The sequence below is a fragment of the Flavobacterium sp. 2755 genome (assembly GCF_031455715.1).
Taxonomy (GTDB): Bacteria; Bacteroidota; Bacteroidia; order Flavobacteriales; family Flavobacteriaceae; genus Flavobacterium.
The window spans coordinates 45,675-70,592 of sequence record NZ_JAVDTG010000013.1; the positions used below are offsets into that span (position 1 = coordinate 45,675).

Below are 24,918 nucleotides of genomic sequence, written 5' to 3' on the forward strand. Positions count from 1 at the left end.
ACGTAATTTAGCCTGCTGCGGTTGAGCTCTTTACATATAAAATAAAAAAGCCTGCACAGTACAACAGTGCAGGCCTTTTATAGGTGTTATCTTCACCCGCCTCCTTATTATTTGCCAGCAGCTTGCTCAGCATCAAAATTAATGGTATTATAGGCCGCTTCTGTAAGAGTTGTATCTGCCTGTTTTTCCTCGGCTAAGGTTTTCTCCAGCAGTAAAACCGCGTCATCCTCTCCAAGGGTAGCGGCAAAAGCTGCCAGGGTACCGTAAGATGCGATTTCATAGTGCTCTATCTTTTGCGAGGCAGCTATGATCCCCGCATCACGGACCGGTCCCTTTTCTGTTTCTTCCATAATGCTCTCTCCTTCTTTGATCAGACCTTCCATAGCATCGCATTTCTTGGCCGCTGCCTTCTCTCCAACCGATTTGAAAACTTCTTCAAGCCTGCTGACCTGCTCCTGGGTAACGGCAAGGTGCTCGTTGATAGCAGTAATCAGGTTCTGCGATGTTGCATTTTTTGCCATTTTCGGAAGTGCTTTCAACAAAGCTTTTTCTGCCCAGTAAATATCTTTCAATGAGTCCGTGAATAATTCTCTAAGGCCGTCAGCTGCCGACGGTTTTGCATTTACTGCTTCATTTGAAGCTGATTTTGAAGCTGTGCTTCTTGATTTTGAAGCCGGCGACTTGGCGGCGCTTTTTTTTGCCGCTGGATTTTTTTCTGCAGTTTTCATAATTTTTTATTTTAAGATGATACCCAAATTTACAATGCTGTTCCCCAGTTGTTATTACAGCATTTTGTCAGTTTTTTACAGTATTTAAATATGTTCTGAAGACCCTCTGAGGATTATATGCATTAAAACTCCTTCTACTGCTGCGCAGCAGCCAGTGCCCGTACATATCCTATCCGGCTGCCTTTGCCAGAGATTCTGCCATGGACTGAGCATCCTTTACATAATTTCTATGGTAATATGCAGAAAGCTGGGATTTGGTTTTCTTTGCCCCTTTCGCATGACCCTCCCAAATTACTCCCAGGGAGCAGTAAGGGGGCAGTGTTATGCCGATGCTGCAGAAAAAATTGGCAATGTTTCCCGTGACCTGTTCCACCCCGTCAGAATCGCCCGTTATAATTACCCCGCCAATTTTACCCTCCAGCGGCGAATCTTCACCGGCAAGGATGGTATCATAAACTTCATCAAGGCGCTCTATGCAGCGCTGCAGCTCCGAAGAATGACTGTTCCACCATAAGGGAGTGGCAAAGAGCACAATTTTGGCGTCTTTTATTTTTTGGTAAATCGCCGGCCAGTCATCCTTCACATCCATGTGTGTATAAGTGCCCGGCACTATATGGTGCCCGGCGATTCTGATCACTTCATAATCAATACCCTGCTTTTTAAGGTAGGTGCCCAGGAATTCAACAAGGGTCAGGGTGTTGGACCTTCCCTTTTCTTTAAGGGTTCCCAAAAGTATAATCGCTTTCATAACATAGTGATTTTAAATGCAGGCTACGCTGCGGTTTTATCAATTGTAATCCCCGCCTTGGTAAAATTTTATTTACTGCAGAAGACTTTGTTATAAAGTTACAAAACACTGGACTGCAGTTTTTTACACTTTTCCAGCCTTTTTTTATTTTATTATTGGGCATTATAGGCCCACTAAAGGCTCCATCACAGCGAAGCCCGACTGCCGAAGACCTTACTGTGGAGCCTGCCAGAGCCGTACCGAAAGGAACACAACAGCAATTATACATTCGGAGCGGCCTTTGACTTCGTTAAATATTTGAAAAAATATCCTAAAATTCTGTAAGGACGGCTAAAAAGGGATTAGCTATATTTGATTCATTATCAAACAGATAAGAATATTTATATAGGCAATTCAAAATTTAATTAGTATGGAAATTAAAAACACTATATCGCGCCGCTCAGCACTTACTGGAATGGGCGCTGTGCTGGCTGCAGCGGCAATAAACCCTGTGCTCGCAGGCAGCTTAAACACAAACGGGATCCACCTTTCCAACGGTGATCAAGACCCCAATACCAAATATCCGAGGCCTCCTTTCAAAGAGCAGTCCCAGCCTTGGCCGGGACTGGTCAGCAAGATGGATCCAAGACCTGACCATGGAGAAAAAACTTACAAAGGTACCGGGCGCCTGAAAGGGCGCAGGGCGCTTATTACGGGCGGCGATTCAGGTATGGGAAGGGCGGCGGCCATAGCTTACGCCAGGGAAGGCGCAGATGTTGCCATCAACTATTACCCCACTGAGGAGGAGGATGCCAAAGAAGTAATCCAGCTTATAAGGGCAGAAGGACGTAAAGCGGTGGCAATACCCGGCGACCTGCGTGAGGAAGCATTCTGCAAATCGCTCGTTGAGCAGGCTGTAAAGGCATTGGGAGGACTTGATATCGTGGTCAACAATGCCGCAAGACAGCAGACCCATGCCTCAATCCTGGATATTTCTACTGAAGAATTTGACTGGACAATGAAAACCAATATTTATGCCCCCTTCTGGATCATCAAGGCAGCACTGCCCCACTTAAAGGCAGGCGCGTCGATAATCGGAACAAGTTCGGTACAGGCATACGCCCCTACCGAAGACCTTTATGATTATGCCCAGACTAAAGCCGCTACTACTAATTATATCAAATCGCTGGCTAAACAGCTTGCCCCACAAGGAATAAGGGTTAACGGTGTTGCACCGGGACCCGTATGGACGGCACTGCAGGTAAGCGGCGGGGCCACTATGGAAAAGCTTAAAGGATTTGGCTCACAAACCCCTATGGGAAGACCCGGACAGCCTGCAGAGCTGGCCTCCATCTATGTACAGCTTGCAGCAAATGATGCAAGCTACGCCACAGGACAGATATATGGCGCCAGCGGCGGGGAAGGGAATCCTTAAGAAAAAGTTCAGGAGCCTTCTGGGGTTAAATAATCTGCGTAAGATCACCGGGTAGTTTTTTTGCTGTCCATTTTGCCTTCAAGACCATATATCAGGCAATAGGGGGCATGTCGGTCAGAAAACTAATCGTTAGTTAATTATTTTGATATGGTACAAATAATCAGTGCTACAGCCAATGCAGTAGCGTTCAGTACGACAGACGAAGTAACGGCAGATGATTACAAAAACATCATCTTGCCTGCAGTCAGAAAACTTATAGAAACAAATAATGAAATCAATTTTTTATTCTTCATTGAAACTCAACTTGAAGGCTTTTCCGTTTCCGCATGGCTTGAAGATCTTTTGATAGGGCTTCGAAATTTAGCAAAGTGGCATCGCGCCGCTATAGTAACCAACACACAGACTGCGGCATCCTTCACTAAAAGTTTCAGTTACATTGCCTCAGGGGAACTTCGCACCTATGCAAAAGAACGCCTGGATGAAGCTGTGGGATGGATCAGCGGAAATGATATGCCTTATACAGGCAGGCAGGCAGATCTCCTGCCCGATACTGATCTGTATAAAACCGAAGAAAAACAGCCCTTTAACGGTACTGTTGACTAATTTAAATTTTAAGGCAGAGATTGTGTTACAAATTTAGTTGATTGAGATACAGTAACACTGTAATTATATCCGAACTTTGCCCGAGGTAAAAAAGGTACTATGAAAGTTTTAAAGTTATTAATTGTCGTGACCGGGACCGGCAGTTACCAAAACAGCAGTCTGCCAACCGGGTTGTGGCTAAGCGAACTGACCCATATTTATGATAAGGCAAAACAGCAGGGATTTAAAATTACCATTTCAAGTCCAAAAGGCGGCGGCATTCCTATTGATCCTGAGAGCCTCAAACCATTAGTTTTAGATAAAATCTCAAAAAAATATTGGTCGGATGCCGCTTTCAGAGCAATGCTGAAGCACACTGCAAATTTGGACGAAATAGCAGATCAGGAGTTTGACTGCGTTTATTTGGCAGGCGGGCATGGAACTATGTATGATTTTCCGGACAATACGATTTTACAAAAAATTATCACAGCACACTTCCAGAACAATAAAATAGTAGCTGCGATCTGCCATGGCGCAGGCGGGCTTTTGAATACTAAGCTATCCAATGGGGATTTTTTGATAAAAGGCAGAAAAATAACCGGATTCAGCTGGTTTGAAGAAAGTCTTGCCAGACGAAAAAAGAATGTGCCTTTTAATCTGGAAGCAGCTTTAAAGGAAAGGGGGCCGGATTATCAAAAAGCTTTCATCCCGATGACTTCCAAAGTAGTGACGGACGGAAATTTAATTACAGGACAGAACCCTTTCAGTTCAAAAGAAATGGCAGAAGTTGTCATAAAGCAGTTAAAAAAACAGAACAATCAAATAAGCCATCAGCAGCTACGTAAATAAAAAATTATGCAGACTATATTAGGAGCCAGCGGACAGATAGGTGAAGAACTGGCAAGAGAACTAAAAAGAAATTTTACTTCCGATATTCGGATTGTAAGCAGGAATGCCAAAAAGGTAAACGATACGGATACCCTGTTTTCAGCAGATTTATCCATTAAAGAAAGCGCAGTTGGGGCCTTAAAAGATACTGAAACGGCCTATTTTACCCTGGGTCTTCCAATGGACTCTGATTTGTGGGAAAAGCAGTTTCCGCTTATCACACGAAACGTTATTGAAGCCTGCAAAATCAACGCAGTAAAACTGGTTTTTTTTGACAATACCTATATGTATCCCCAGGATGACCGCGTGCTTACTGAGCAAACTGCTTTTGCTCCGGTGGGAAGAAAGGGAAAAATAAGAAAACAAATGGCCGAAATGGTATTAAATGAAATGAAATCAGGCGAATTGGAAGCAGTAATCTGCAGAGCTCCCGAATTTTACGGCCCCGCAAAAACACAGAGTATTACCAATACTTTAATTTTCAACAACATAAAGAGAAATAAAAAACTAAAAGTACCGATAAGTGACAATAAATTGAGAACTTTGATATGGACTCCTGATGCCAGCCGCGCAGCAGCCTTAATCGGCAGCACTCCCGACGCATTTGGCCAGACCTGGCATCTTCCCATTGATGAGGGAAGATTAACGTACAAAGAATTTATCTCCCTGGCTTCTGAGATCTATGGAAAAGAATTAAAGTATTCAGTAGTGCCTAATTTTGTTTTTAAAATTGGGGCATTATTCAATGAAAGGCTGGAAGAATTACAAGAATTACTTCCCAGATATAAATATGACAATATATTTGATGATTCCAAATTTAAAAATCGTTTCCCTGATTTTCAGGTAACAACCTACCAGCGGGGAATAGAGCAGATTAGAACAGAGCAGTTAACTGTATAAAATAAATTGTAACTTGGTAACTTATATAAATCAGAATTTCACCAAATGAAAACCCCGTTAAAAGTTTCCTCAGTAAGTGCACTGCATCAGTTTTTAGGACTCAAAAAACCATCAAACCCTCTGATCAGTATATTTAATTTTGAAGACATACAACTGGAACAGGAAACATTACTAAGGGGAGTAACAACTGATTTTTATACAATTGCCTTAAAGAAAGAATGTGCCGGAGGAAAATGTAAATACGGGCAGCAATATTATGATTTTGATGAAGGTATCATGTATTTTACGGCACCGCATCAGGTACTTCACTTTGAAGATGCCCTTCTTGACAGGATCAAAGGATTAGCTGCGATTATTCATCCTGATTTTTTACAGGGATATGATCTAGCTTCGGTAATTAAAAATTACGGTTATTTTTCGTATTCCGTTAATGAGGCACTGTTTTTATCTGAAAAGGAAGAAAAATCCATAATGCATATAATGGAAAATATCAATACTGAGATTGATGCCGGCATGGATTCCTTTACACAAGACCTGTTAGTTTCCAATATTGATCTGCTTCTTAAATATTGTGACCGCTTCTATAACCGCCAGTTTTTGACCAGAAAAAAAGTTAATAATGATGTACTCAGCAAATTAGAAAACCTGCTTGACTGCTATTTTAAAGATGACAAATTAACAGCAAATGGTATTCCAACGGTCCAGTTTGCTGCCAGTGAACTGCACATTAGTGCCAATTATCTGAGCGATATGTTACGTGTTCATACCGGACAAACAACCCAGCAGCACATACAAAACAGGGTAATAGACAAATCAAAAGAGCTTCTCTCCCTAACAGCTATGTCTGTATCGGAAATTGCGTATTATTTAGGCTTTGGGCATCCGCAGTCTTTCCACCGCCTGTTCCGAAACCGCACTTCGTATTCTCCTATGGAATACAGACAGTCTTTTAATCAATTGAATAATCACTAAAAAACTTTTCATCAGGTATTTTTATGAAGTGATATAAAGCCCAACAAATCTAATTTGCTATTTCGACTTCACTCCGGCCCCGAAGATTGTCTTGCTTTATTGAATGAAATCAAAATAAACATTCCCGAGGTTCGGAGATATTCTTTACACACTATAATGCCTGGCAAGTTCCAGAACTAAAGCCCTGAATTAAATATGGATCACCTTTCCATACGGTATACCTTTGCGCAAAAATATGCTGAAGACAAGTGTTAATTTATTTACTGCATCAACTTAACTGCAGTTATTTTGGACGGCAGCCGACGATTTTTACTGCCGGAAATCCATCGGAACCGACTGAGCTTTCGATGTCTGGGAAATCACTTTTTTTGCACTGCAGCCCCCCGGCAATAAACTGTATCAGATACTTAAAATCTTACGAACAGAATTTTTTTAAGGTTGAAATTATATAAACCCGTCCGAAAATTATGTAAGTACAGTGCTTTTTGGAGATTTTAATTTTGAAACAATCTCACTTATAAGTAAGCACAAAATGCGAATATTGCTTTTATCCTTATACTTTACTTTTGCAGCATGCTGTTATGCACAGCATCAAAAGTACCCGTCCAAAGTGATCCTGGCGGTGGAGACCTATTCATTTTTACTGGGACAAAAGGAGGCACTTAAAAAAGTTGCACTTGAGTTTCCGAGGCTTAAAGATGACGTCGCCGCGGCAGAGAACAGCTCAAAAGTTATATTTGGCCGTGCAGAAAAAAATATAGAGCATTTTTTAAAGGACGAACTGGGGGTTCTGGAATTCAATAAGATCAAACAGCATATCGGCTCGCTTGCACTTGAACAATTAAAACATCCTGTTCAAAAGGAAGAATATGCGAGGGAATTCATCAAACAGGCCGCCTTTAAACTGAAACTCAGCGAATCTGGCGATATTCAGAAAGGTATTATTTCTTTTGCTTTTCATGATGCACCCCATCAGGAAGTAATCGACGGACATACAACAACCTTTTCAACAAAAGATCATCTTAAAGCCGACCATACTGCCCTTGTGCTCCCCATACCCAAAAGCTGGAGGGCGGCTGAAGCTGAAATGCCGGCAACGGTGCAGCAGTTTACCAGCTATGCCGGCAATGGATCTGAAAAAATACTGGTAGTAATCCATGACCTGGCCTCAGAAGATGCTCCGCTCGTTTTGGACCAAAAGTCTGTTGCCGGGATGATTCCCCCTCAAAGCATCCTTATGCGGACAGAGTCTGTAGCCATTGACGGGACGCCGGGCATAATGATTGAGACAGAAGAAGTGCTTTTCTTATCCAATCAGAAACGAAAGATACGTATGCTGCAGTTTATGTTTACCTATAAGCAGAAATTATATTGCCTGCAGGGAAGTATTGGACCTGTCTCACTCAGCCAAAATCTGGACCCCCATATAAAAAAATACGAACCGCTGTTCCGTCTTATTGCTTCCAGAACGCAGCTAATGGATTAGTTCAGGTTAATGAACAGACAGGGTAATAAGCAGTGAAGTTTACAGCATTTACAGCAGCCCCCCTTTAGCATCCATTCTACCGCAAAAAAAAATCCGCACTACTGCAGATTTTTCTTTTTATTATTTCCAGGGATCCAAAACTACTTTTACACAGCCGTCTTCTCTCTTTTTGAAAATATCATAAGCATGTGAAATCTCAGACAGCGGCAGTCTGTGTGTTATTATATCATCCAGCTGTACTTTGCCCTGAACCACATACTCCAAAAGTTTATCGATATGTTTGTGCGCCGGGGCCTGTCCGCCTTTTAGAATAATTCCTTTATCGAAAAATTGCCCAAGGGGAAAATTATCGTAATTCACCGGATAGACACCCAGAACGGAAACAATGCCGCTCCTGCGCACAGCACTCATGCAGGCTTCCAATACTTTTATAGAACCTTTTTCAAAATTAACTGTCGCCTTTATACGGTCTGCTAAATTTCGATCCGGTTCGAACCCTACAGCATCAATGCACACATCAGCCCCGCGGCCCTGAGTTAGATCACGGATTTGCTCTACAACATCCTTGGGCCCGTCCTCCCATAAAATGGTTGTACATCCTGTCGTAATTTTTGCCTTATCAAGTCGGTATTGCAGAGTATCTACTACAATGACCTGCGCAGCGCCTCTAAGCCAGGCACTTTTTGCAGCCATAAGACCAACAGGGCCTGAGCCGAAAATAGCTACTGTCTCCCCGCCTTTGATTTCGCCCCAGTCCACACCTGTATATCCCGTCGGAAAGATGTCGGTAAGAAATAAAACCTGCTCATCGGTAAGGTTATCGGGAACCACCCGTGGACCAAAATTGGCGTACGGAACCCTTACGTATTGCGCCTGACCTCCGTCATACCCCCCATAGAGATCTGTATATCCAAAAAGGGCACCGCCTTTCTCGGTCAATATTCCCCCTTCCGGGCCATAATGCTCCGGGTTGCTGTGTTCGCAATTTCCCGGAACATCGTGTTTACAGAAAAAACAATTCCCGCACGCTATGGGAAAAGGCACCACCACTCTGTCACCTCTTTTTAAATGTGTTACCCCACCTCCTGCCTCTTCAATAATCCCCATAAACTCATGGCCTAAAACCATGGGTCTTGGCTGAGGAAATCCACCGGAATAAATATGTAGATCAGATCCGCAGATTGCTGTCGACGTTACTTTAAGAATAATATCATCGCCGGCCTCCAATCTTGGATCATCCACCGTATCGTATTTTATGGAACCCGGCCCATGAATAACTGCTGCTTTCATAGTTGCTTTTTTTATAGTTAATAGAAACCCTAAGTAACTCAATTATAATCATCTGATCTTACATGATTTAGAATAAATTTTACAAATAAAAAACTGCCGCAATTAACATTTATAAGCCTGTTTTTGGCGGAATAAAAAAATCATGAACCTGAAAAAGGATTTGAAATTTTAAAAAATGCTGGTGTTTTCAACCACGGCAGTACTCATTTTTGATTTGATCTCAGATAAATTAAAAGAGATTAAAAAAGACTGCTGCAGCAAGCTGCCTGTTTTATAATAATTAATGCAGTCTGCTATTAAAATTGAATTTATAAATTAAATCTAAATAGTCTGCGGTTCGCTGACTGTGATAAGGCTTGTGGTCATGACCAAAATACCGGCCATCAGATGAGGCAGGAAAACGGTACCTGAAAAATTAAATATCCATGGTGAAACCAAAAGAAATAAACCCGATAAAAAATCAACAACTAAATGGGCTGCAAATGGGAAAATTTTATAAAGCCCGGGTTCATAATCAGTCTGGAGAGCCAAAAACAAAGTAAAAACTGCAAATATGTAAAAAACCATACTTTGAACCGTCTCCGTCTGCATCTTAAAAACAGAAGGCATTATAAGAAATAGGACCGCACTTGCATAATCAATGTATCCGTGGACCTTGGAATCTAAAAATTTCATATTCCGTATTTTTTAATTTACTAAACTTTTTTCGTTTTTTAGAACAGTTGAACTGCGAAATAACTGCATACATACTCTGACGGCAGTCTGACAATAACACTGACCCGTCTTCATGAGACGCACTACAGGCTGAAAGGCAGCACATTACCCATTATATAATTATTAAAAGTAGCAAACCAAACCCTTCACTACTTTATAATCTGAAAAATAAAACTTATAAAATTATCACAGGCAACTTGCTATGAAAAGCCGCTTAATTGCGGCTTTTTTTAGGAAAGAAAAACAGGCGGATAATTCTTCAATACCCGTAGTGTTATTTTGAAATGGAATCCGTTTTAACATTCTGGTTTCCCTTTTGTGTAGAACCAGCAGTTCCCGATCCTGTTGAACCTTCGCCTACTGCACCTGTTGTTCCGTTAGTGCCGTTCTGTCCGGAATTTAATGCAGCAGAGGAGTCAATTGCCGGACCTATACTATCAACAGTAGTATCAATGCTATCATTGGAAACATTGTCATAAGCTGCTTCGTTTTTTTTACATGAAAAAACAAAAACTGTTATTAGAGCAAGCCCAAAAGCGGCGATTTTTGATGATCTTTTCATAATCCAGGTTTTTTAAGTTAATACATAAGCCAAAAATAATGCTGGCTTTCTTCATTTTACTTACATAATTCTGCATTGGAAATACAAAAATTCACAGCAAGATCATTGACAAACAGCAAATTAATTTTGATTTCAGTAAAGTTAACTGTGCTGCCCTATATGTCTCTGCATTTTATAAGCAATTCTAAAAAATGTAAATACATTTTACCCCATAAACAAATGAGCATTCAAATTACGTAATAGTGAAGCATAGCAAAAAATGCACACTTAACCATGTCTGCGTATAATTAAAAGGTAGTCACGAAATTTTCTTTCCCATACACCGTGATGTTTTCCAGATCGGCCCGCACTGCCGCAATCCATGGCAATTTTGATCTTATTACTAATCTTGCTGCTAACTTATTTTTTCGTAAATAAGTGCCGCTGCACGGTCAGCTGCCAGCAGTACTATTTCTTCGGGAGACCCGGAGAAAACTTCTCTATGTTTGATATTCCCTACAGGGGTGATGATGTATAAAAAGATGGTGCCGACAGGCTTTTCGCTGCTCTCACTCCCACCTGCTGTGGTAAGCCCGGTAAGGGCAACTGTGATATCTGAGTTGAAAATATACGCACTGCGTTCCGCAAGGACCTGAGTAACCTCGGGGGATTCCGGAGTGTACTGTTCTATCAGGCTGTGAGGAATATGAAGGATCTGCTCCTTGACAAATACTTCATAACATGTAATTCCTCCCCTTAGAATTTTTCCTGAATATTCGGTAAGCGAAAATTCAGCACTGAGCCTTCCGGCCGACGCGCTTTCAGCAAAGGCAATATTCCAGCCTCGATCGGCAATAGCTTTGCTGCAATTGATAATAATTTCTGATGGCATAAATTGTTCTTTTTTAATATGTTACTATCCTCCCGTTTCCATATTTGACGCATCCAAGGGTTTATAGGTTGCGATGATACAATCTGGCAGAAATAAATGGACAGTATCAAGACGGCAAATACCGATAGGAATTCACTCTGCCAGTTTTGGAAGGATTCAAACCAAAATCTCGAATCTTCGACATATCTGCCCGAGGTTTCAGGAAGAAGCCCTTTTAAGTACAGCTGTTTGTTTCATCCTTGAGAGTGCCGTAAAAATGAACAGCAATAAGAGTACACAGAGAGTCTATTGCTGTGAAAAAATGTTTTCATAATGTATTTTTTTTACAACACAAATTTGAATTCTTCACAGGAATTATTCTTACATTATTTAGTTGTTATTTTATAAAATTTTTATTGTACTGAAATAGAATTTAAATATTCCTGAACTAAGATCTGGTCGAAGAATTTTCCACGGGTATGAAGATGGAACAGCGCAATTTTATAAATCTGTTCCCACTTTTATTATTCATTAGTCAACGAATTACATAAAACTCAATTTGATTGCAGATCACTCCCTAGCTCAGCCTGTAAATTAACCGCTGGATAATCATGAGCCAGATGGTAGTTAACAGCATAGTTAGCGTAATAACAGCCAGAGTTATCTGATAAGTATAATTTTCTACTAGTTTTAAAGCCGCTGCCATAGTCATTAAAATAAAACTGAACTCTCCAATCTGTGACAAAAGAGCCCCGCCGTAAAGACTGTCTCTCCATGAGTTTTCAGCCAGCTTAAAAAGAATAGTATTGATGAGGCTGTTTATAAAAATCACGGTAAATGAGATCAATATAATTGTTGCTGCATTTTCAATAAAGAAATTAATATTTAGCTGCAGTCCCACAGCTAAAAAAAAGAAAGACATAAAAAACACCCTAAAAGGGATAAGTGATTCACCCAGCCAGTGTGTTGCTTTATCATGTCCTATTAAGATCCCTGCAGCAAAAGCTCCAAAAGCGGTTGACAGGCCAAACCATCCACTAATCCAGGCCATTGTGAAACAGATACTAAAACCTATAAAAATCTGTAGTTCATGGTCGGCTGTAAGCTCTTTCTGCATTGGAATTTTAAAGAGTCTTTTAGTAATAGCACCTCTTAAAAACAAAATCATTAAAAGACCTCCTGCACATACTTTTATCAATTGCTGCATTGATACAGTATTGCCGGACATAAAATTTAACGTCAACATCATCGGTATAACAAGAATATCCTGCATTAGTAAAACACCGCAGGTAATCATCCCAAGCTGGCTTTTAATTTCACCAGTCCTTGCCAAGTATTGAAATACGATAGCTGAGCTGCTCAGGCTAATTATGAAAGTCGTTAAAAGTATAATTGTAATTTTCCAATCTAAGTATGCGCCTATACTATACATGCAGATAAAACTCATCAAAATCTGCACGAATGTAATCAACAAAGGTTTATAAAAATTACGTGTAAGATATTCAAGGTCAATTTCACTTCCAATAGAAAACATCAAAATTATAATCCCTATCTCGCCCGCTTGTTTAATCACATCAGGCTCATGGATTATGTTAAATGCATGGGGTCCTAAAAGTATCCCAGCCGCTATGTAGGCAATAAAATAAGGCTGCTTTAAACGCCGCAGCAGTAAAATAAGCAATAATACTATAAGAGAAAGCACAGCTATCCCTGAGAATAATTGTGAGATCATGTTTTAATAATTATCAAGAAAGCCGCCTTAGAGGGCAGCTTTCAATTAAACATTAATGAAAATTTTAAGAAATTTCTATCATCCTTGGAGCCTTTTGTTTAGCCTGATCCAGTTTTGGAATAGACAACAGTAAAAGTCCATTTTCATAGCGGGCACGAATTTTATCCTCGTCTACTACATTTTTAGGCAGTACAAAACTTCTCTGGAAGGATTGATAGCTAAACTCCCTGCGGGTATAATTTTCTTCGTCAGTATTTACCTGATGCTGTTTTGAGGAAGAAATACGCAATTGATCATTTTCCAGGGTTACCTGAAAGTCTTCCTTGTTCATTCCGGGTGCTGCCACTTCTACTTCATAATTATCATCTGTTTCTTTAATATTTACAGATGGCAGTGTAGTGCTTGTTGTTGAAAAATTGTTGTTTTCCCAATTGAAAAGATCGCGGCCAAAAACATCATCAAAAAACAAGCGTTGAAAAGCCGGAATTGGGCTTCCATTTCTTTTAATAAGATTCATAACAGTAATTTTTAAATTGTTATACAATAAATTTTTGAACGTGCACTAAGGTGTGCTTTAGAAAAAAAACAAAAAATATACCAGTGGAATAAGATGACATTTTTTCACAATTCTAAATGAAAAAATGTCATCTCTAAGCTATCAAAATGACATTTTGTTGTAATCCTACAGCTACTATAATGAAAAAAACTTAACTTTCATTTACTAACAGAAAGGCTATAGAAATTTCTAAAAATATGAAAATGATGGCAGAAGTTTGCTAGTCCTAAATAAGTATACATATTATTAAGATTAAAATCTTAAATTTCGCTCCTAACACTGATTTAACTCTTCGAAAGAATCTAAAATGATTTAATTTTCGTATCTTTTAGAAAGTAATGGAAACAAGAAGTTTCCTTAAGTCAAAATATAGTAAGGATAAATTTGGAGAGGATACCTTTTCTGCACAAAAAGTTAAGGCGGATTTTAAAGATTATTTTCTGCCGTAAAAAAGAGATTTACTAAAAATAATAAAAAGTGCATTTCCACCCTTTTCTTCTTCTCCAATTTTCGTTAGACTTCCAAAACTTTATTATATTAAAAAGAGATGAGCTTTGATGGCATCCATTTGGGTGCGTTTGTATTTACTTAATCCATTTTTGCTTTATTGGTAGACTTGTTAAAATCATAGATATACAAATTATAAATATTTTTGTTTAGTTTTGTCAGATATGTAAACAAACAGCCCTTCATTGTAAAACAAACAGCCTATTGAAAATGACAAAAAGTATCTTATTATTTTTTTGTGTATTTGGTGTGAACACTATAATTGCGCAAGTGCTGAAATCGGGTAATTATACAGGTAATTCTTCATTAAATGGTATTGATAATTTATATACAGTAGTTGTTGAACATAAAGATGATATTATAACTATTACCGAACCCAACCGTAAAAGCCAATACGTGCATACAAATGGGAATACGTATTGGCACACAGAAGCTAAATACTCACAAGTCTTTTATGTTAGAGTGATAAGTAACACACAATTTTATGCAGGCAAGAAAGGACAAGGCGAGGGATTATACACGTATCAGGGAGGTAATACAAAGAAAGAAGAAGTTTTGCTTTCAGGTATTGATAATTGCCCATTGTATGACAAGTATCTAAACTTAAGTCAAACCGACCCCATTGAAGTGCAGGCATGGACGTTTTGTGGTGCGGCTGCACTAGCTAAATGCACTTATACCGATTATTCTAACTATTTACCCCCAATTATCAGAGGATTAAAATCTATTCTAGAAAATGTTTCAAAATGTCCATGCACAGATGTAATTACAACACAGGAATGGAATGCGGTATCAATTGACTAAACGTTACGTATTTATGAAAAATTTAAACTTAATTATCATCTTACTATTCAGTGGTATTGTAAATGCACAAAACAATACTAATACTTTTGAAAACGCTGTCGGCGGGGATTTTGGCACTTTATTAGAGGGATTACTTGTAGATGGCAAGATAGATGAAACCAGTGCAAAAAATTATTTAGAAGCCGTTTTTGGATATGATGAGCAGGTAAGCAGCTTTTTACAAACGGCCAACTTTACTGGAGAATTAGGCAAACTTAAACAGGGAAATCTGTCAATTGACAATTATTTATCTTCGATTAACAGTAGTCTGATTTCATTTGTCCCGCAAGATAAAAAACAAGCCTACCAACAAAATTTGCAAAAGCAAATGATTTATCAAAGCGGAGTAAATGACCTGTTTAATGGAAAAATTAATGCAAGTGTATTACAACTTGCTGCAGATGTGTTTCAAACTCTAAAGGAAGAAAAAGAAGCTAAACTTAAACGAGAAGCAATTGCGAAAAAACTAGAAGCAATTACACCTACTTTAACAAGATTAAATACAAATGGAAAAACATACCAAAAATTAAAAATTGTCGATGAAGTTGACGATATTAAAAATTGGGTGGTCAATTCAAAACCTTCAATAAGAGATGATGGAAGATATCGTTATACAAAAAATCCAACTACTCTTGAAAATGGTGCTTTAAAAATTAGTACTGAAACACAAGCCTCATTTTTTAGTTCAGAAAAAATGGCTTTTTTTGAACTTGACAACACCTATAAAAATGTCGAAAAATTTGATTTTTCAAAAGATTTCTCAATGAATCTATATTTTAAAATGGATAAAAAAGATGACCAATATGTTACTATGGAAATTGGCAACGGTTATAGACTTACAATACAAAGAATGCACTCTTTTAACGGAGGAATGTTAATTATAACTACTCCTTTAAAATATGCGGTGTCTGATAAATATGGTGTTTTGACAGAAAAGAAAGATGATAGTCCCAAAGAGAAACCAATTTTCGACAAAGAAATGGGGATATCTATAATGCAAATGGGTAAATCCAAAAAAATGCTGACTATACCTGAAAAATATCACAATAATGGTATCAGTTTTGATGAAAATATTAAACTTACTATCACTAAAAAAGGAAATTTATTTTCTTGCAAAATCAACGATTTGCCTCTTGAAATGACTTCCGAAGTTAACTATTTCCCTAATAAGTATCTTCTGGGTTTTGCTGTGTATAGTTATGTGGTTACAAAAAAAGCATATGTTGAAATTCAGAAATTAGAATTAGAACATTTGTAAGCATTCATAAATTGATACCTGATTGATATAAATAAAGAAAAGATGCTACAAGTATTTTGTTATACCCTTGCACCCAGACAATTAAAATGCATTATTAAATTTAAAAGTGAAAAAATAAATTTACTGACCAATAAAATGATTTTAGATATTTAAACAGTAGAGTCACTTTTTTTTGTAATCCAAAATATATACCGAAACAAAAAAAGAGCAAATATTTCTATTTGCTCTTTAATATTCTTTAAAATCAACGAAAATCGTAGCCCAATATTCCGTCAGTTTTAAAGATATTCTATGTTATTTTGCACAGGCATATATCGTTAGGATGATTCTTGTCTTATTTTTAATGCAAGTAACACCTTATCAAAGGTATGAAAAACAAAACAAATTTAAGCTATTAACTTACAATTATCAATTGTGCTCTTGAAAATCCTTTCAAGGTAATAGTGCTTTCATCAGTATTTGAATTTAATGCTATCATGCCATCATCCTCTAACCTAATAAGCGTATTTAAAACTTGAGCTTGATATTCTCTTTCAGACGCAATATTGTGATTTAAGGGGTCATCCGGAATTAAAGCCATCGTTAATTCTTCTAAAGTATATGACTTGTATGGATTTTGAGCAAGAATTTTGAGCGTCTTTTCTAATAATTCAATCTTAACTTCCATAAAATAGCTTTACTCTAAGATACGAAAGGTTTTTAATATTTTAACTTTCTAATTAATTTAATTATTTATATGTCTTTGAGGTTAATAAGATTTCCATGCCACTCTTTACTAATTAATGTTGTTGATCAAAGACTGGAATTTATAATTATTGAATGTGTGTGTTACATTAGTTGATAGCTGCTATTTATTTGCCAAGGGTAGAATATAATATTTCAGAATATGGCAGGACCTTCTTGGACTTGCAACAAAAAGTCGGACATTTTTTTTTAAGACCTATGCCACACTTTTAATTTTATAAAATTCTAGTTCCATTTCTTTAGATGTTTTATATCCCAAAGAAGAATGCAGGCGTTTTCTATTGTACCATATTTCGATATATTCAAAGACTGGATTTCATACTTTTTCACACAAAAAGCTAAGACGAACCTTAAATACAATTAGGGTCCAAAATGCACCCTTAATATTGATTACGCACCAACCCAAGATATAACGTACTATGTCCTGACGGAGCATGCTGAAGAAATTTGGACAGTCTTGAATACATTAATTGAATTTGGTCTGTCCAATCGTAAAGAAGTAATCAGATCATTATCTAAAGATAAAAGTTAATGTGAATCAAAATCTAAAATCATTTTTTTTAAGTGACTGATATTTGGTTCTGTCACATCTGTCAGAATCAAATATCAGAATCTGAGTAATCTAAAAGTTAGCCCGCCAATTTACAGAATGATTTAAACATAGATATTCCTGATCTAATCATCTGTTCAAAATGTTGCTCCTGCTATCAATGATTTTTTAAATCGAAATTTTGATATGGGACAATGCCAAAGAAATTAGTAAAGATTATATAATTACGCAAAAGATAATACTGTAACTGCATATAGAGGCGTGACGATTTTATCAGTTCAATAGAAATTAAAACAAATATTTATTCACATAAAGAATTAGACAGTATTTTTAATAAGAAAAATTAATGAATAGCTTAAAAGTATTATCAAAACCTGCACGGAATTACCTTGGGCTGTACACTTCGCTTCTCTTTTTAGATTTCTAATATACGAACGTGTTATTTATTTTATAGTAATGGTCATGTTTGGTACAACAATATCTCCATTACTTCCGGTATAACGCTGTGCAAAAACCTCAATATAATCATTATTGACAAGTTCGGCTGATGCATTTAGCGGAAGTACTACTATATCATTAACCGCTTGACCTCTTCCATAAATTTTATACTGGCTGATTACTGTTCCATTTTTTGCGATGTAAATAATATAAGTTCCGGCTGCAGGAACCTGAAAAGAAATAGATCCTGATATCTGGAAAATTCTTTTCTTTTTCCCCTGATATCGTAATCGATTGGCAGCATCAGTTGAGAATCTGAATAAATTCGTATACGTGGTAGTGGGAGTACCGGTTGCGCCCACTTTTACAATATTACTAGGATTTGAAGAATTGAAGGTGACTCCAAGTCCACTTCCAACAGCATAATCCATAGACATATCACCAACAGCATTTGCGTCTGTTTCAGTAGGCACTCCGGCTGCTCTGACTGTCCATGCATTAGTAAAATTATATCCTGTATACGATCCCGTTGTATAACCTTTTACATACCCTGTAGTATTTGAACCGGTAAAAATAACAGATTCTAATACGGCATCTCCTGTAATAGCAAGTCCGGATGTAGAAACATCAAATCCTATCGCAGTACCGTCAACCTGGCTGAAACCACCTTGTTTTTCTACTAATGTAAATGTTCCGGTTAGTTTTTCGTAAGTTCCCGCATTAGTGCCAAACCATCCCATATTACTTAATAGCAGCTGTGTTATATTATTGTAAGTGATACCTGTTGTATTTCCTGTAAATTGGACAATACTAAGAAAAACCAATCCAAAACCGGATATTGTTCCCACACTGGCAGAGTTGGCAACGACACAGTCCCTAAAAACTAAATTTTGGGCTGCCGTTCCGCTTAGGTTAAAAACACTCCCAGTTGCTGCTCTAAGGGTAACATTTTTTATATTTCCGCCTGTAGCCCCTTCAAAAATATTTCCTGTTGTTCTAAGTATAATATCATCATTAGAATCTAAACCGTGTACATAAGCGTTATTTAATTCTATAGGAAAATTGAAAGTAACAGTACCATTTATTTCATATAATGTATTTGAGTTTAAAAGATATTTCGTTCCTCCGCCTGCTGTCAGCTCTGCTGCAAGAACGGTGGCTAAATTATCTGTAGATCGGATACGTTTAAAGTTTAATCTGGGATTTATACCGCTGCTTACTACTAACCATGATGTTGAACCCGAAGAATAATAGTAAAAAGCTTTTAAATCAGTATCATAAACAATTAATCCGTCAGCAGGAGTTGTTATTGCAGCTCTTTGGGCAGTAGTCATTCTGGGAGTCAGCAGACCCTGAGTTGTCGAGGTAATATCTAATATCGAACTTGCATTGGGAGTAACAGTTCCAATTCCTATCTGGGCATTTGTTATAATTGATAAAAAGATAAAAACCAGCAGTAATAATGTTCTGTAATTTTTTGAGGCTGTATTATTCATAATTTCAGGTTTTAGAGAGTTGAAAAGCAATAAAAACATTATTAATTTCCTGCATTAGAAATGATTACTTTTTGAGCTATTTTTTCATTATCAACAGTTATGAATGTCGCAATGTAAACTCCGGAACTTAACCCGGAAGTAGAAAAACTATAGTTTTCTTCAGCACCAAGATTCTCTTTAGATCGCACCGCTTTACCCACAATATCGTAGAGGTAAAATGATTTAAATGGAATAAAATCAGGATTAGAAGCTTTTAATAAGCGATTTGAATTGTCTTGCATAATGAAAAAATTACTTTTAGTTTCTTCATTTGTGCCCAGTGTTTTGTCTGTGAAAGTAATTTTAAAACGGTCAGTATATTCGCCCTGCGGAATCGTAACTTCATAATTCCCGGTTTTAATATTATGATAAGATGCATCTGCGGCATCATATAAAAATACGTTTTGGGCAGGATCAAAGTTTATAACTTCCGGGATATAAAACTTAAGAGTGGTACTGGCGGCCGCTTTTACCGCTAATGGAATTTGTTTGGAAGCGTCAAAATTAGTGCCTTGAATTACATAATTTTTTCCTTCCATCAAAAAGAAAGTATCGTTAGGAAAGTTGTCCATGCTTACAGCGTCGAGTCCCCTGTCAACACCATCAGTAGCTTCTGGTAAGAAGGCAAGAGCCAGCTGTCTTGTAAATTCGTTGTTGATAATGGCATTTATCCTAATGTGCGGAATATCATTAGAAGCTTCAGTCTCTTCGGTATTAGCCGTTTCTTCACTTTTCGCTGTTGTTTTGTTTTTTGCAGGTTTTTCAAATTGAGACAAACCTGAGCCTTCTTTGTAAAACATGCGATATGAATTTCTAAAGGTTACAGTTCCGTTTGCTGCTCCTTTAATTACAAAACCCTGCCCAATAGGTGCATATTTACGTTGACGCATAAGTCCGGATGAAGTACCAACATTGTTTAATGAACCATCGCCTTTATAACTATTAAAAGTGGCAGGAACATAAATTCCGTTTGAACCTAAAGTTCCGGGAGAATAAGTGGCATATCCGCCTCTGTAAGCTGCAATTAAATGGGAGTTTATAGTTTTGTCCTGTTCCCAGAAATAAGCAATTCCGGTACAGGCATTATTTAAAGGATCTAATAGAAAAGCATTTAAATGTAATGCAGACGGGTACGGATTTCCAGTTAAGGTAGAGGCATTGTTCGCTCCAACAGTAACGGTAATATTTCCGTCATTAGGTTTTCCTCTAAAATCATAACGCTGCGCACCAGTTCCGCCGGGATTATTTACAACTCCTGTTCCTTCCGGATCTACAGCGTCAGACCCGCTGGTTCCTTTCATTGTGAAACCTTCTCCGGGTGCCAGTGTGGTTGTAGTTCCCACCTGAACCCATTGCGAATAACTATTGGCATTAGTAAGTTTATAAATCCATCGTGAAGCAATAGACAGCGGATTTGCAATTCCATCTAAATTGGCTAATGGAAGAATTGCCGCAGCAGTTGAGGCCGTTGAGGTCGTTGGCCTGTTTAGCAGGGTAATGCCAAAATTCTGGTTGCCGGTTGCGGCTACATTGATACCTACGGGAGAACACCAGTAATTGTAATCAAAATTATCTGCGCTTCCTTCCTGATAAACAGAAATAATTCCGGTTCCTACATTAGTTGAAGTTCCAGTTGTACCTTGAACTAATTGAGATAAATTACGCAGATATAAGTTTGAATTTGCGGCTAAATTTATAGTCTGCCCTACGTAAAGAACTTGGTTTTTTACATAAACGGGAGTACTTGCACCAACATAAATCTGTCCAAAACTTTGAATAGAAATTATATAAATTAGAAAGGTAATTTTTTTCATAATTTTATTTTGAATCAACACTTTTTATACTGTCTTCTTATATATAAACCCAATTACAATCCCTGAAAGAGTAAGCAGTATGTCACTTATCACTAGGTATAAGAAGTAGCTAAAAATCAGCTCTATAAGTATCTGCACAACGACTCTGTTAGCGACCCTTACAAGCATAACCCTCATCAGCCATTATTTCACGATAAAATATTAAATAGTAAAAACTGTTATTTTATTTTTATTTACACCAAAATTCTTATTTAAACAAATATAAACTTTGACTCTGTTAAAATTCTTACATTTTTTTTGTTAAAAATTACAAAATTACCATCTGCTTATGCCGATGAACATGACAATCTTGAAAACAGACTGCTCAAACATTAAAAAATTATGACCAAAATACCGACCAGAGGGCAGTAAGAAAAAGTGCCTCAAATTAGAGTTGTCATTCACTTTTGCTACAAAAGTTAAGGTCTTAAAGATATTTAACAAGTTTACTTTTCATGGCAGACTCATGACTCCTTGTGATTTAAAAAACAGAAAATCAGAAAAATAAGGCCAAGAAGTTTAGGTTCGAAACTGGTAACACCCAATTTTCTCAATGCAAATTATAAATGCACCTTTTTTAACTACTGTGCAGAGCTCATTTGTAAAACCTTAATAGATGGGTTCTGTATGATATATCTCCATAATTAATTATTGACAGTGGCTGAACACACTTGTAAAACAACATAACAACGTAGTTTGCCCGCTTAGCAGAAATCATTTAAATTCAACATTTAAACACATCTTTACAATTTCAAGGAGGATAACAATAATTAACCATAGACCGAAATGAAATTGATGTTGGTCATCAATCCCACCAGGAGTATTGTGTTAAAATATACCACAAAAAATCAAATAAAGACTACCAGGGTGATCTTAAACCGCTGTCATAGTAAAGACAGGCAGTAAATTCCTTACATAGGTGATAGATATTTACTAGCGGTAATCAGCTGAAGATCTGAACCTACAGAATCAATATATAAAATTAACTTAATAAAAATTAAAAAATGAATGTTGACTATAATAGAATCCGCGTCGCTGATCTGGAAAAGAATCAGCCAAACAAAACCCTTACAACAAACCAGAATGGGGAGCTGGAATTTAAGGACATTTCAGCGCAGATAGAAGTATCAGTTTCCCAGAATGCACAACCAGACTGGCACGGTAAAACGGTTTTGTTTAAATCCAGCGTAACAATTACCATACCGGCAGAGGGTTTACCTTCTGGATATACATTTGAGGGTGCAACTCTGCCGGGATGCACACTCACATGGGCTATCACTGCCCCAAAGGTTTGGGCGCTGGGCCCCGCTCCTGTAATCGGTGAAAAAAGCATTTTTACACTGATGCAGCAGGTAAGCAGCAGTAATAACATTTACTTATTCGGTGTATAACATGGGAGGTCTTAGAAAAACAGTATTCGGGAGAGCAAAATTTAAAGTAAATACATATATAGGAGGCATCGGTGCTGTTTACACTACAGCACCCTCCTTAGCTGTCAAGCTGGCCATTGATAGTAACTCAATTAAAAACTTTGCAGTAACAAATGGCAACATCAGCTGTCATATACGTAATAATTACAGTATTCCAGCCAATTGTTTCCAAGGTTCTGCAACAGAATTATCTTCACCAACTTATTATTACGATCTTGAAGGTAAAGTGACCTCCATTAAAGCCTCTGCTTTTTATAGCTCTCGTAATACATCACGATATTATTTTCCTAATGTTACTTCAATAGGTTCTATGTGTTTTTATAATGAAAATTACGGCTATCCCAATATAAACTATCAGTATTTTCCTAAGGTAACATCGTTAGGAACAAATGCTCTAAATAATGAAGCTATGTGGGCCAACGGCAGAGAGCTGGTTAGGTTATTTATTAGTGAGTATCTAAAGAACGTCAATAGTGGAAATCCCGACGGGGATTTGGTTATAGGCACCTCGGCTCATGGGGTTAACATCACGTATCTGACAGGAAATGAAAAAACAATTCCTAATTCAATAACAGACTTGTCTGTGGGAAAAATATACAGATCTGCACTACAGATCAATTTTACAGTTCCTTCCAGTATTTACCCATTCTTAATGTATGAGGTGTGGATTGATGGTTATTATTATGCCGATATCACCGCAAGTGGACAATATATCTACGGCTTAAATTCAAATCAGACGTATGTCATAAATATATATAGTATTGATGTATTTGGAAACAGATCTTCAGCAAGCAACTCATTTACAGCTGCAACTGATAACAAATCAACAATTCCACTAGAAGGGCTCCAGGCTTATTACAAATTGGAGGAAACTGGAGGTACTGTTATCAATGATTATTTAAATGTAAATCATGCCCTGAACAATGGTGCTGCCGTAAACCAAACAGCATTAATGGGAGCAGGTTACAGTTTAAATGGCACTGTTGATTTTATTAATCTGCAAAATCCAGCTGCCTTTCAATTCAGTACAGGGTCAATCTCCTTTTGGATAAAATCAAACAACACAACTAACAATCCCCGACAGCTTCTTTCTAAACCAGGAGCGTATAACTATAATCTGGTGTATGGAAACCTTCATGGAAATAAGCAGATTTGTGACGGAGTTTGGCACTTAATCATCTTGAATATTGGTACGGGAAATAATAACAGCCAAACGTATGTAGACGGAGTGCTTATATGGACTGGAACGGTAAATATTTCAAATCAGTCAGGAAATATAATAATTGGCTCACCTTTAAATGGATACGGCGGATTAATTGATGAAATAGCGGTGTATAACCGCAAATTGTCACAACAAGAACAATTATTGATATATAATAACAGAAAAGGGTCAACAATTTAACAGCGCTTAAAAAACAAGTCTGTTAACTTACCTAGCTTAAGATAAGGGGAATGTCTTTGTTACCATAAAATGTTATGATTTCTCCTAAAAAAAATGAAAAAGACTGAAAAGTAATTTGTATTGAAAACAACAAAAAAGAAATTGAGTGCCCGGAAAAGCACAAGTAAATGAGACATTCATCGAAAAGCAAAATTAGCTCTGCTAGTTCAGATAAGTCGGATTTTTTAATCGGAAACTCTCGGGTTCGAACACCTCATGCCCAACAGAAAGACAAAATTTTTACCAAAAACAAACCCTAATGTTGCACATATCCGAGCCATCGGGGTTAGCTTTGTGTCTTAGAGCAAATAGTTCAAAAAAAATACTTTTCATCCAACCTTTTTTGATTTTGAAGCATCTATAATTATATAGGAAAATTTAAATCAGTAAAATACCCCCTAGTCTGGTTTAAATCCATTTTTTTTCGATTTAAGCCATTATAAAATAAAAAAACAACCCGAAAGTTGTTTTAAGTCTTATGCGATATTACTATAAATCTCTGATTATCTGCAAATGTAAGATGGAAAATTGACCACCAACACATTTGATAAATTACCCATGCTGGTTAGGAACGAACAAATTGCAAACTATTGTCATCGTCACAGAACTTATGACTCCTCCAAAAATTCCCGTTAGAATTCTTGCAATTAATAATGCCGTATAGGTGTTCGATATTGCACATAAAAATGTACCTATGATAAAACCAGAAAAGAAGAACATTCATACTTTTTTTCGATCAATTTTGTCAGCAAATCCTACTGAAATAATTCCTGATGTGGCCGCGCTAAAAACATAAACGGAGACGACAAGACCAAATTGTTATATTCTAATGTCTAATGATTCACTAAGTCCCCTATTGGGGAAATAAACATAAAATTTAAAGAACCGCAAACTGTA

The 24,918-nt window shown here is 37.4% G+C and carries 22 protein-coding genes; 10 read left to right on the forward strand and 12 right to left on the reverse strand.

Translation table 11 applies throughout. The features are described from left to right. Nucleotides 1-107 precede the first annotated feature (107 nt). Nucleotides 108-728 carry a ferritin-like domain-containing protein gene (locus J2Y38_RS22645; protein WP_309847154.1) on the reverse strand — a complete coding sequence of 207 codons (621 nt, stop codon included), beginning with the start codon at nucleotides 726-728 and terminating at the stop codon, nucleotides 108-110. A gap of 169 nt (nucleotides 729-897) precedes the next feature. Next, complete coding sequence (locus J2Y38_RS22650) at nucleotides 898-1,476, reverse strand: NAD(P)H-dependent oxidoreductase (protein ID WP_309847157.1); 579 nt, start codon at nucleotides 1,474-1,476, stop codon at nucleotides 898-900. 409 nt (nucleotides 1,477-1,885) lie between these two features. On the opposite strand from J2Y38_RS22650, the gene J2Y38_RS22655 reads away from it, so the two are divergent. From J2Y38_RS22655 to J2Y38_RS22680, 6 genes are all read left to right on the forward strand, one after another. Further along, nucleotides 1,886-2,890: an SDR family oxidoreductase gene (locus J2Y38_RS22655; RefSeq protein WP_309847159.1), complete on the forward strand. Its 1,005-nt coding sequence runs from the start codon at nucleotides 1,886-1,888 to the stop codon at nucleotides 2,888-2,890. Between the two features lie 147 nt (nucleotides 2,891-3,037). Then, nucleotides 3,038-3,493 carry an STAS/SEC14 domain-containing protein gene (locus J2Y38_RS22660; protein WP_309847161.1) on the forward strand — a complete coding sequence of 152 codons (456 nt, stop codon included), beginning with the start codon at nucleotides 3,038-3,040 and terminating at the stop codon, nucleotides 3,491-3,493. A 99-nt stretch (nucleotides 3,494-3,592) separates the two neighbouring features. Continuing rightward, nucleotides 3,593-4,321, forward strand: coding sequence for a type 1 glutamine amidotransferase domain-containing protein (locus J2Y38_RS22665; protein ID WP_309847164.1), 729 nt, complete (start codon nucleotides 3,593-3,595; stop codon nucleotides 4,319-4,321). Between the two features lie 6 nt (nucleotides 4,322-4,327). After that, nucleotides 4,328-5,260: an NAD-dependent epimerase/dehydratase family protein gene (locus J2Y38_RS22670; protein ID WP_309847166.1), complete on the forward strand. Its 933-nt coding sequence runs from the start codon at nucleotides 4,328-4,330 to the stop codon at nucleotides 5,258-5,260. Nucleotides 5,261-5,305: 45 nt separating this feature from the next. Further along, the gene (locus J2Y38_RS22675; protein ID WP_309847170.1) at nucleotides 5,306-6,232 is read left to right on the forward strand and encodes a helix-turn-helix transcriptional regulator; all 927 of its coding nucleotides are present in this window, start codon (nucleotides 5,306-5,308) and stop codon (nucleotides 6,230-6,232) included. A gap of 532 nt (nucleotides 6,233-6,764) precedes the next feature. Then, nucleotides 6,765-7,718 (forward strand): hypothetical protein, encoded by a 954-nt coding sequence (locus tag J2Y38_RS22680; protein ID WP_309847172.1) that lies wholly within the window; start codon nucleotides 6,765-6,767, stop codon nucleotides 7,716-7,718. A 120-nt stretch (nucleotides 7,719-7,838) separates the two neighbouring features. Here J2Y38_RS22680 and J2Y38_RS22685 read toward each other — a convergent pair whose 3' ends face one another. The 7 genes from J2Y38_RS22685 to J2Y38_RS22715 form a co-directional block, all read right to left on the reverse strand. Beyond that, nucleotides 7,839-9,008: a zinc-dependent alcohol dehydrogenase gene (locus J2Y38_RS22685; RefSeq protein ID WP_309847175.1), complete on the reverse strand. Its 1,170-nt coding sequence runs from the start codon at nucleotides 9,006-9,008 to the stop codon at nucleotides 7,839-7,841. 321 nt (nucleotides 9,009-9,329) lie between these two features. Next, on the reverse strand, nucleotides 9,330-9,683 hold the full coding sequence (locus J2Y38_RS22690; protein WP_309847177.1) for an SPW repeat protein: 354 nt from the start codon (nucleotides 9,681-9,683) through the stop codon (nucleotides 9,330-9,332). Nucleotides 9,684-9,996: 313 nt separating this feature from the next. Next, nucleotides 9,997-10,284, reverse strand: a complete 288-nt coding sequence (locus tag J2Y38_RS22695) for a hypothetical protein (protein WP_309847180.1) — start codon at nucleotides 10,282-10,284, stop codon at nucleotides 9,997-9,999. Nucleotides 10,285-10,678: 394 nt separating this feature from the next. Beyond that, complete coding sequence (locus J2Y38_RS22700; RefSeq protein WP_309847341.1) at nucleotides 10,679-11,137, reverse strand: CinA family protein; 459 nt, start codon at nucleotides 11,135-11,137, stop codon at nucleotides 10,679-10,681. Beyond that, the gene (locus tag J2Y38_RS22705) at nucleotides 11,020-11,379 is read right to left on the reverse strand and encodes a DUF6766 family protein (protein WP_309847344.1); all 360 of its coding nucleotides are present in this window, start codon (nucleotides 11,377-11,379) and stop codon (nucleotides 11,020-11,022) included. The genes J2Y38_RS22700 and J2Y38_RS22705 overlap by 118 nt, the downstream gene beginning before the upstream one ends. 332 nt (nucleotides 11,380-11,711) lie before the next feature. Further along, nucleotides 11,712-12,866 carry a cation:proton antiporter gene (locus J2Y38_RS22710; RefSeq protein ID WP_309847181.1) on the reverse strand — a complete coding sequence of 385 codons (1,155 nt, stop codon included), beginning with the start codon at nucleotides 12,864-12,866 and terminating at the stop codon, nucleotides 11,712-11,714. Nucleotides 12,867-12,930: 64 nt separating this feature from the next. Then, entirely contained in the window at nucleotides 12,931-13,383 is a 453-nt protein-coding gene (locus J2Y38_RS22715) for an Hsp20/alpha crystallin family protein (protein WP_309847182.1), read from the reverse strand. Between the two features lie 816 nt (nucleotides 13,384-14,199). Here J2Y38_RS22715 and J2Y38_RS22720 point away from each other — a divergent pair. Both J2Y38_RS22720 and J2Y38_RS22725 read left to right on the forward strand, forming a co-directional pair. Then, the gene (locus J2Y38_RS22720) at nucleotides 14,200-14,733 is read left to right on the forward strand and encodes a hypothetical protein (RefSeq protein WP_309847184.1); all 534 of its coding nucleotides are present in this window, start codon (nucleotides 14,200-14,202) and stop codon (nucleotides 14,731-14,733) included. Nucleotides 14,734-14,746: 13 nt separating this feature from the next. After that, nucleotides 14,747-16,030, forward strand: a complete 1,284-nt coding sequence (locus J2Y38_RS22725; RefSeq protein ID WP_309847186.1) for a hypothetical protein — start codon at nucleotides 14,747-14,749, stop codon at nucleotides 16,028-16,030. Between the two features lie 394 nt (nucleotides 16,031-16,424). On the opposite strand, the gene J2Y38_RS22730 is transcribed toward J2Y38_RS22725, so the two are convergent. The 3 genes from J2Y38_RS22730 to J2Y38_RS22740 all read right to left on the reverse strand — a co-directional run bounded on the left by J2Y38_RS22730 (nucleotide 16,425) and on the right by J2Y38_RS22740 (nucleotide 21,111). Then, nucleotides 16,425-16,697, reverse strand: a complete 273-nt coding sequence (locus J2Y38_RS22730; protein WP_309847188.1) for a hypothetical protein — start codon at nucleotides 16,695-16,697, stop codon at nucleotides 16,425-16,427. A 1,070-nt stretch (nucleotides 16,698-17,767) separates the two neighbouring features. Then, a complete protein-coding gene (locus J2Y38_RS22735) occupies nucleotides 17,768-19,258 on the reverse strand; it encodes a hypothetical protein (RefSeq protein WP_309847191.1) in 1,491 nt (496 codons plus the stop codon). Between the two features lie 41 nt (nucleotides 19,259-19,299). Beyond that, complete coding sequence (locus J2Y38_RS22740) at nucleotides 19,300-21,111, reverse strand: T9SS type A sorting domain-containing protein (RefSeq protein ID WP_309847194.1); 1,812 nt, start codon at nucleotides 21,109-21,111, stop codon at nucleotides 19,300-19,302. 1,043 nt (nucleotides 21,112-22,154) lie between these two features. On the opposite strand from J2Y38_RS22740, the gene J2Y38_RS22745 reads away from it, so the two are divergent. Together J2Y38_RS22745 and J2Y38_RS22750 are read left to right on the forward strand one after the other, a co-directional pair. Then, on the forward strand, nucleotides 22,155-22,541 hold the full coding sequence (locus tag J2Y38_RS22745; protein ID WP_309847196.1) for a hypothetical protein: 387 nt from the start codon (nucleotides 22,155-22,157) through the stop codon (nucleotides 22,539-22,541). Nucleotide 22,542: 1 nt separating this feature from the next. Next, on the forward strand, nucleotides 22,543-23,982 hold the full coding sequence (locus tag J2Y38_RS22750; RefSeq protein WP_309847198.1) for a LamG-like jellyroll fold domain-containing protein: 1,440 nt from the start codon (nucleotides 22,543-22,545) through the stop codon (nucleotides 23,980-23,982). Nucleotides 23,983-24,918 lie beyond the last annotated feature (936 nt).

What these genes read in the sequence shown, in the direction of transcription:
- J2Y38_RS22645 (WP_309847154.1), bottom strand. Translation starts at nt 728, where the DNA reads ATGAAAACTGCAGAAAAAAATCCAGCGGCAAAAAAAAGCGCCGCCAAG.
- J2Y38_RS22650 (WP_309847157.1), bottom strand. Translation starts at nt 1,476, where the DNA reads ATGAAAGCGATTATACTTTTGGGAACCCTTAAAGAAAAGGGAAGGTCC.
- J2Y38_RS22655 (WP_309847159.1), top strand. Translation starts at nt 1,886, where the DNA reads ATGGAAATTAAAAACACTATATCGCGCCGCTCAGCACTTACTGGAATG.
- J2Y38_RS22660 (WP_309847161.1), top strand. Translation starts at nt 3,038, where the DNA reads ATGGTACAAATAATCAGTGCTACAGCCAATGCAGTAGCGTTCAGTACG.
- J2Y38_RS22665 (WP_309847164.1), top strand. Translation starts at nt 3,593, where the DNA reads ATGAAAGTTTTAAAGTTATTAATTGTCGTGACCGGGACCGGCAGTTAC.
- J2Y38_RS22670 (WP_309847166.1), top strand. Translation starts at nt 4,328, where the DNA reads ATGCAGACTATATTAGGAGCCAGCGGACAGATAGGTGAAGAACTGGCA.
- J2Y38_RS22675 (WP_309847170.1), top strand. Translation starts at nt 5,306, where the DNA reads ATGAAAACCCCGTTAAAAGTTTCCTCAGTAAGTGCACTGCATCAGTTT.
- J2Y38_RS22680 (WP_309847172.1), top strand. Translation starts at nt 6,765, where the DNA reads ATGCGAATATTGCTTTTATCCTTATACTTTACTTTTGCAGCATGCTGT.
- J2Y38_RS22685 (WP_309847175.1), bottom strand. Translation starts at nt 9,008, where the DNA reads ATGAAAGCAGCAGTTATTCATGGGCCGGGTTCCATAAAATACGATACG.
- J2Y38_RS22690 (WP_309847177.1), bottom strand. Translation starts at nt 9,683, where the DNA reads ATGAAATTTTTAGATTCCAAGGTCCACGGATACATTGATTATGCAAGT.
- J2Y38_RS22695 (WP_309847180.1), bottom strand. Translation starts at nt 10,284, where the DNA reads ATGAAAAGATCATCAAAAATCGCCGCTTTTGGGCTTGCTCTAATAACA.
- J2Y38_RS22710 (WP_309847181.1), bottom strand. Translation starts at nt 12,866, where the DNA reads ATGATCTCACAATTATTCTCAGGGATAGCTGTGCTTTCTCTTATAGTA.
- J2Y38_RS22715 (WP_309847182.1), bottom strand. Translation starts at nt 13,383, where the DNA reads ATGAATCTTATTAAAAGAAATGGAAGCCCAATTCCGGCTTTTCAACGC.
- J2Y38_RS22725 (WP_309847186.1), top strand. Translation starts at nt 14,747, where the DNA reads ATGAAAAATTTAAACTTAATTATCATCTTACTATTCAGTGGTATTGTA.
- J2Y38_RS22730 (WP_309847188.1), bottom strand. Translation starts at nt 16,697, where the DNA reads ATGGAAGTTAAGATTGAATTATTAGAAAAGACGCTCAAAATTCTTGCT.
- J2Y38_RS22735 (WP_309847191.1), bottom strand. Translation starts at nt 19,258, where the DNA reads ATGAATAATACAGCCTCAAAAAATTACAGAACATTATTACTGCTGGTT.
- J2Y38_RS22740 (WP_309847194.1), bottom strand. Translation starts at nt 21,111, where the DNA reads ATGAAAAAAATTACCTTTCTAATTTATATAATTTCTATTCAAAGTTTT.
- J2Y38_RS22745 (WP_309847196.1), top strand. Translation starts at nt 22,155, where the DNA reads ATGAATGTTGACTATAATAGAATCCGCGTCGCTGATCTGGAAAAGAAT.
- J2Y38_RS22750 (WP_309847198.1), top strand. Translation starts at nt 22,543, where the DNA reads ATGGGAGGTCTTAGAAAAACAGTATTCGGGAGAGCAAAATTTAAAGTA.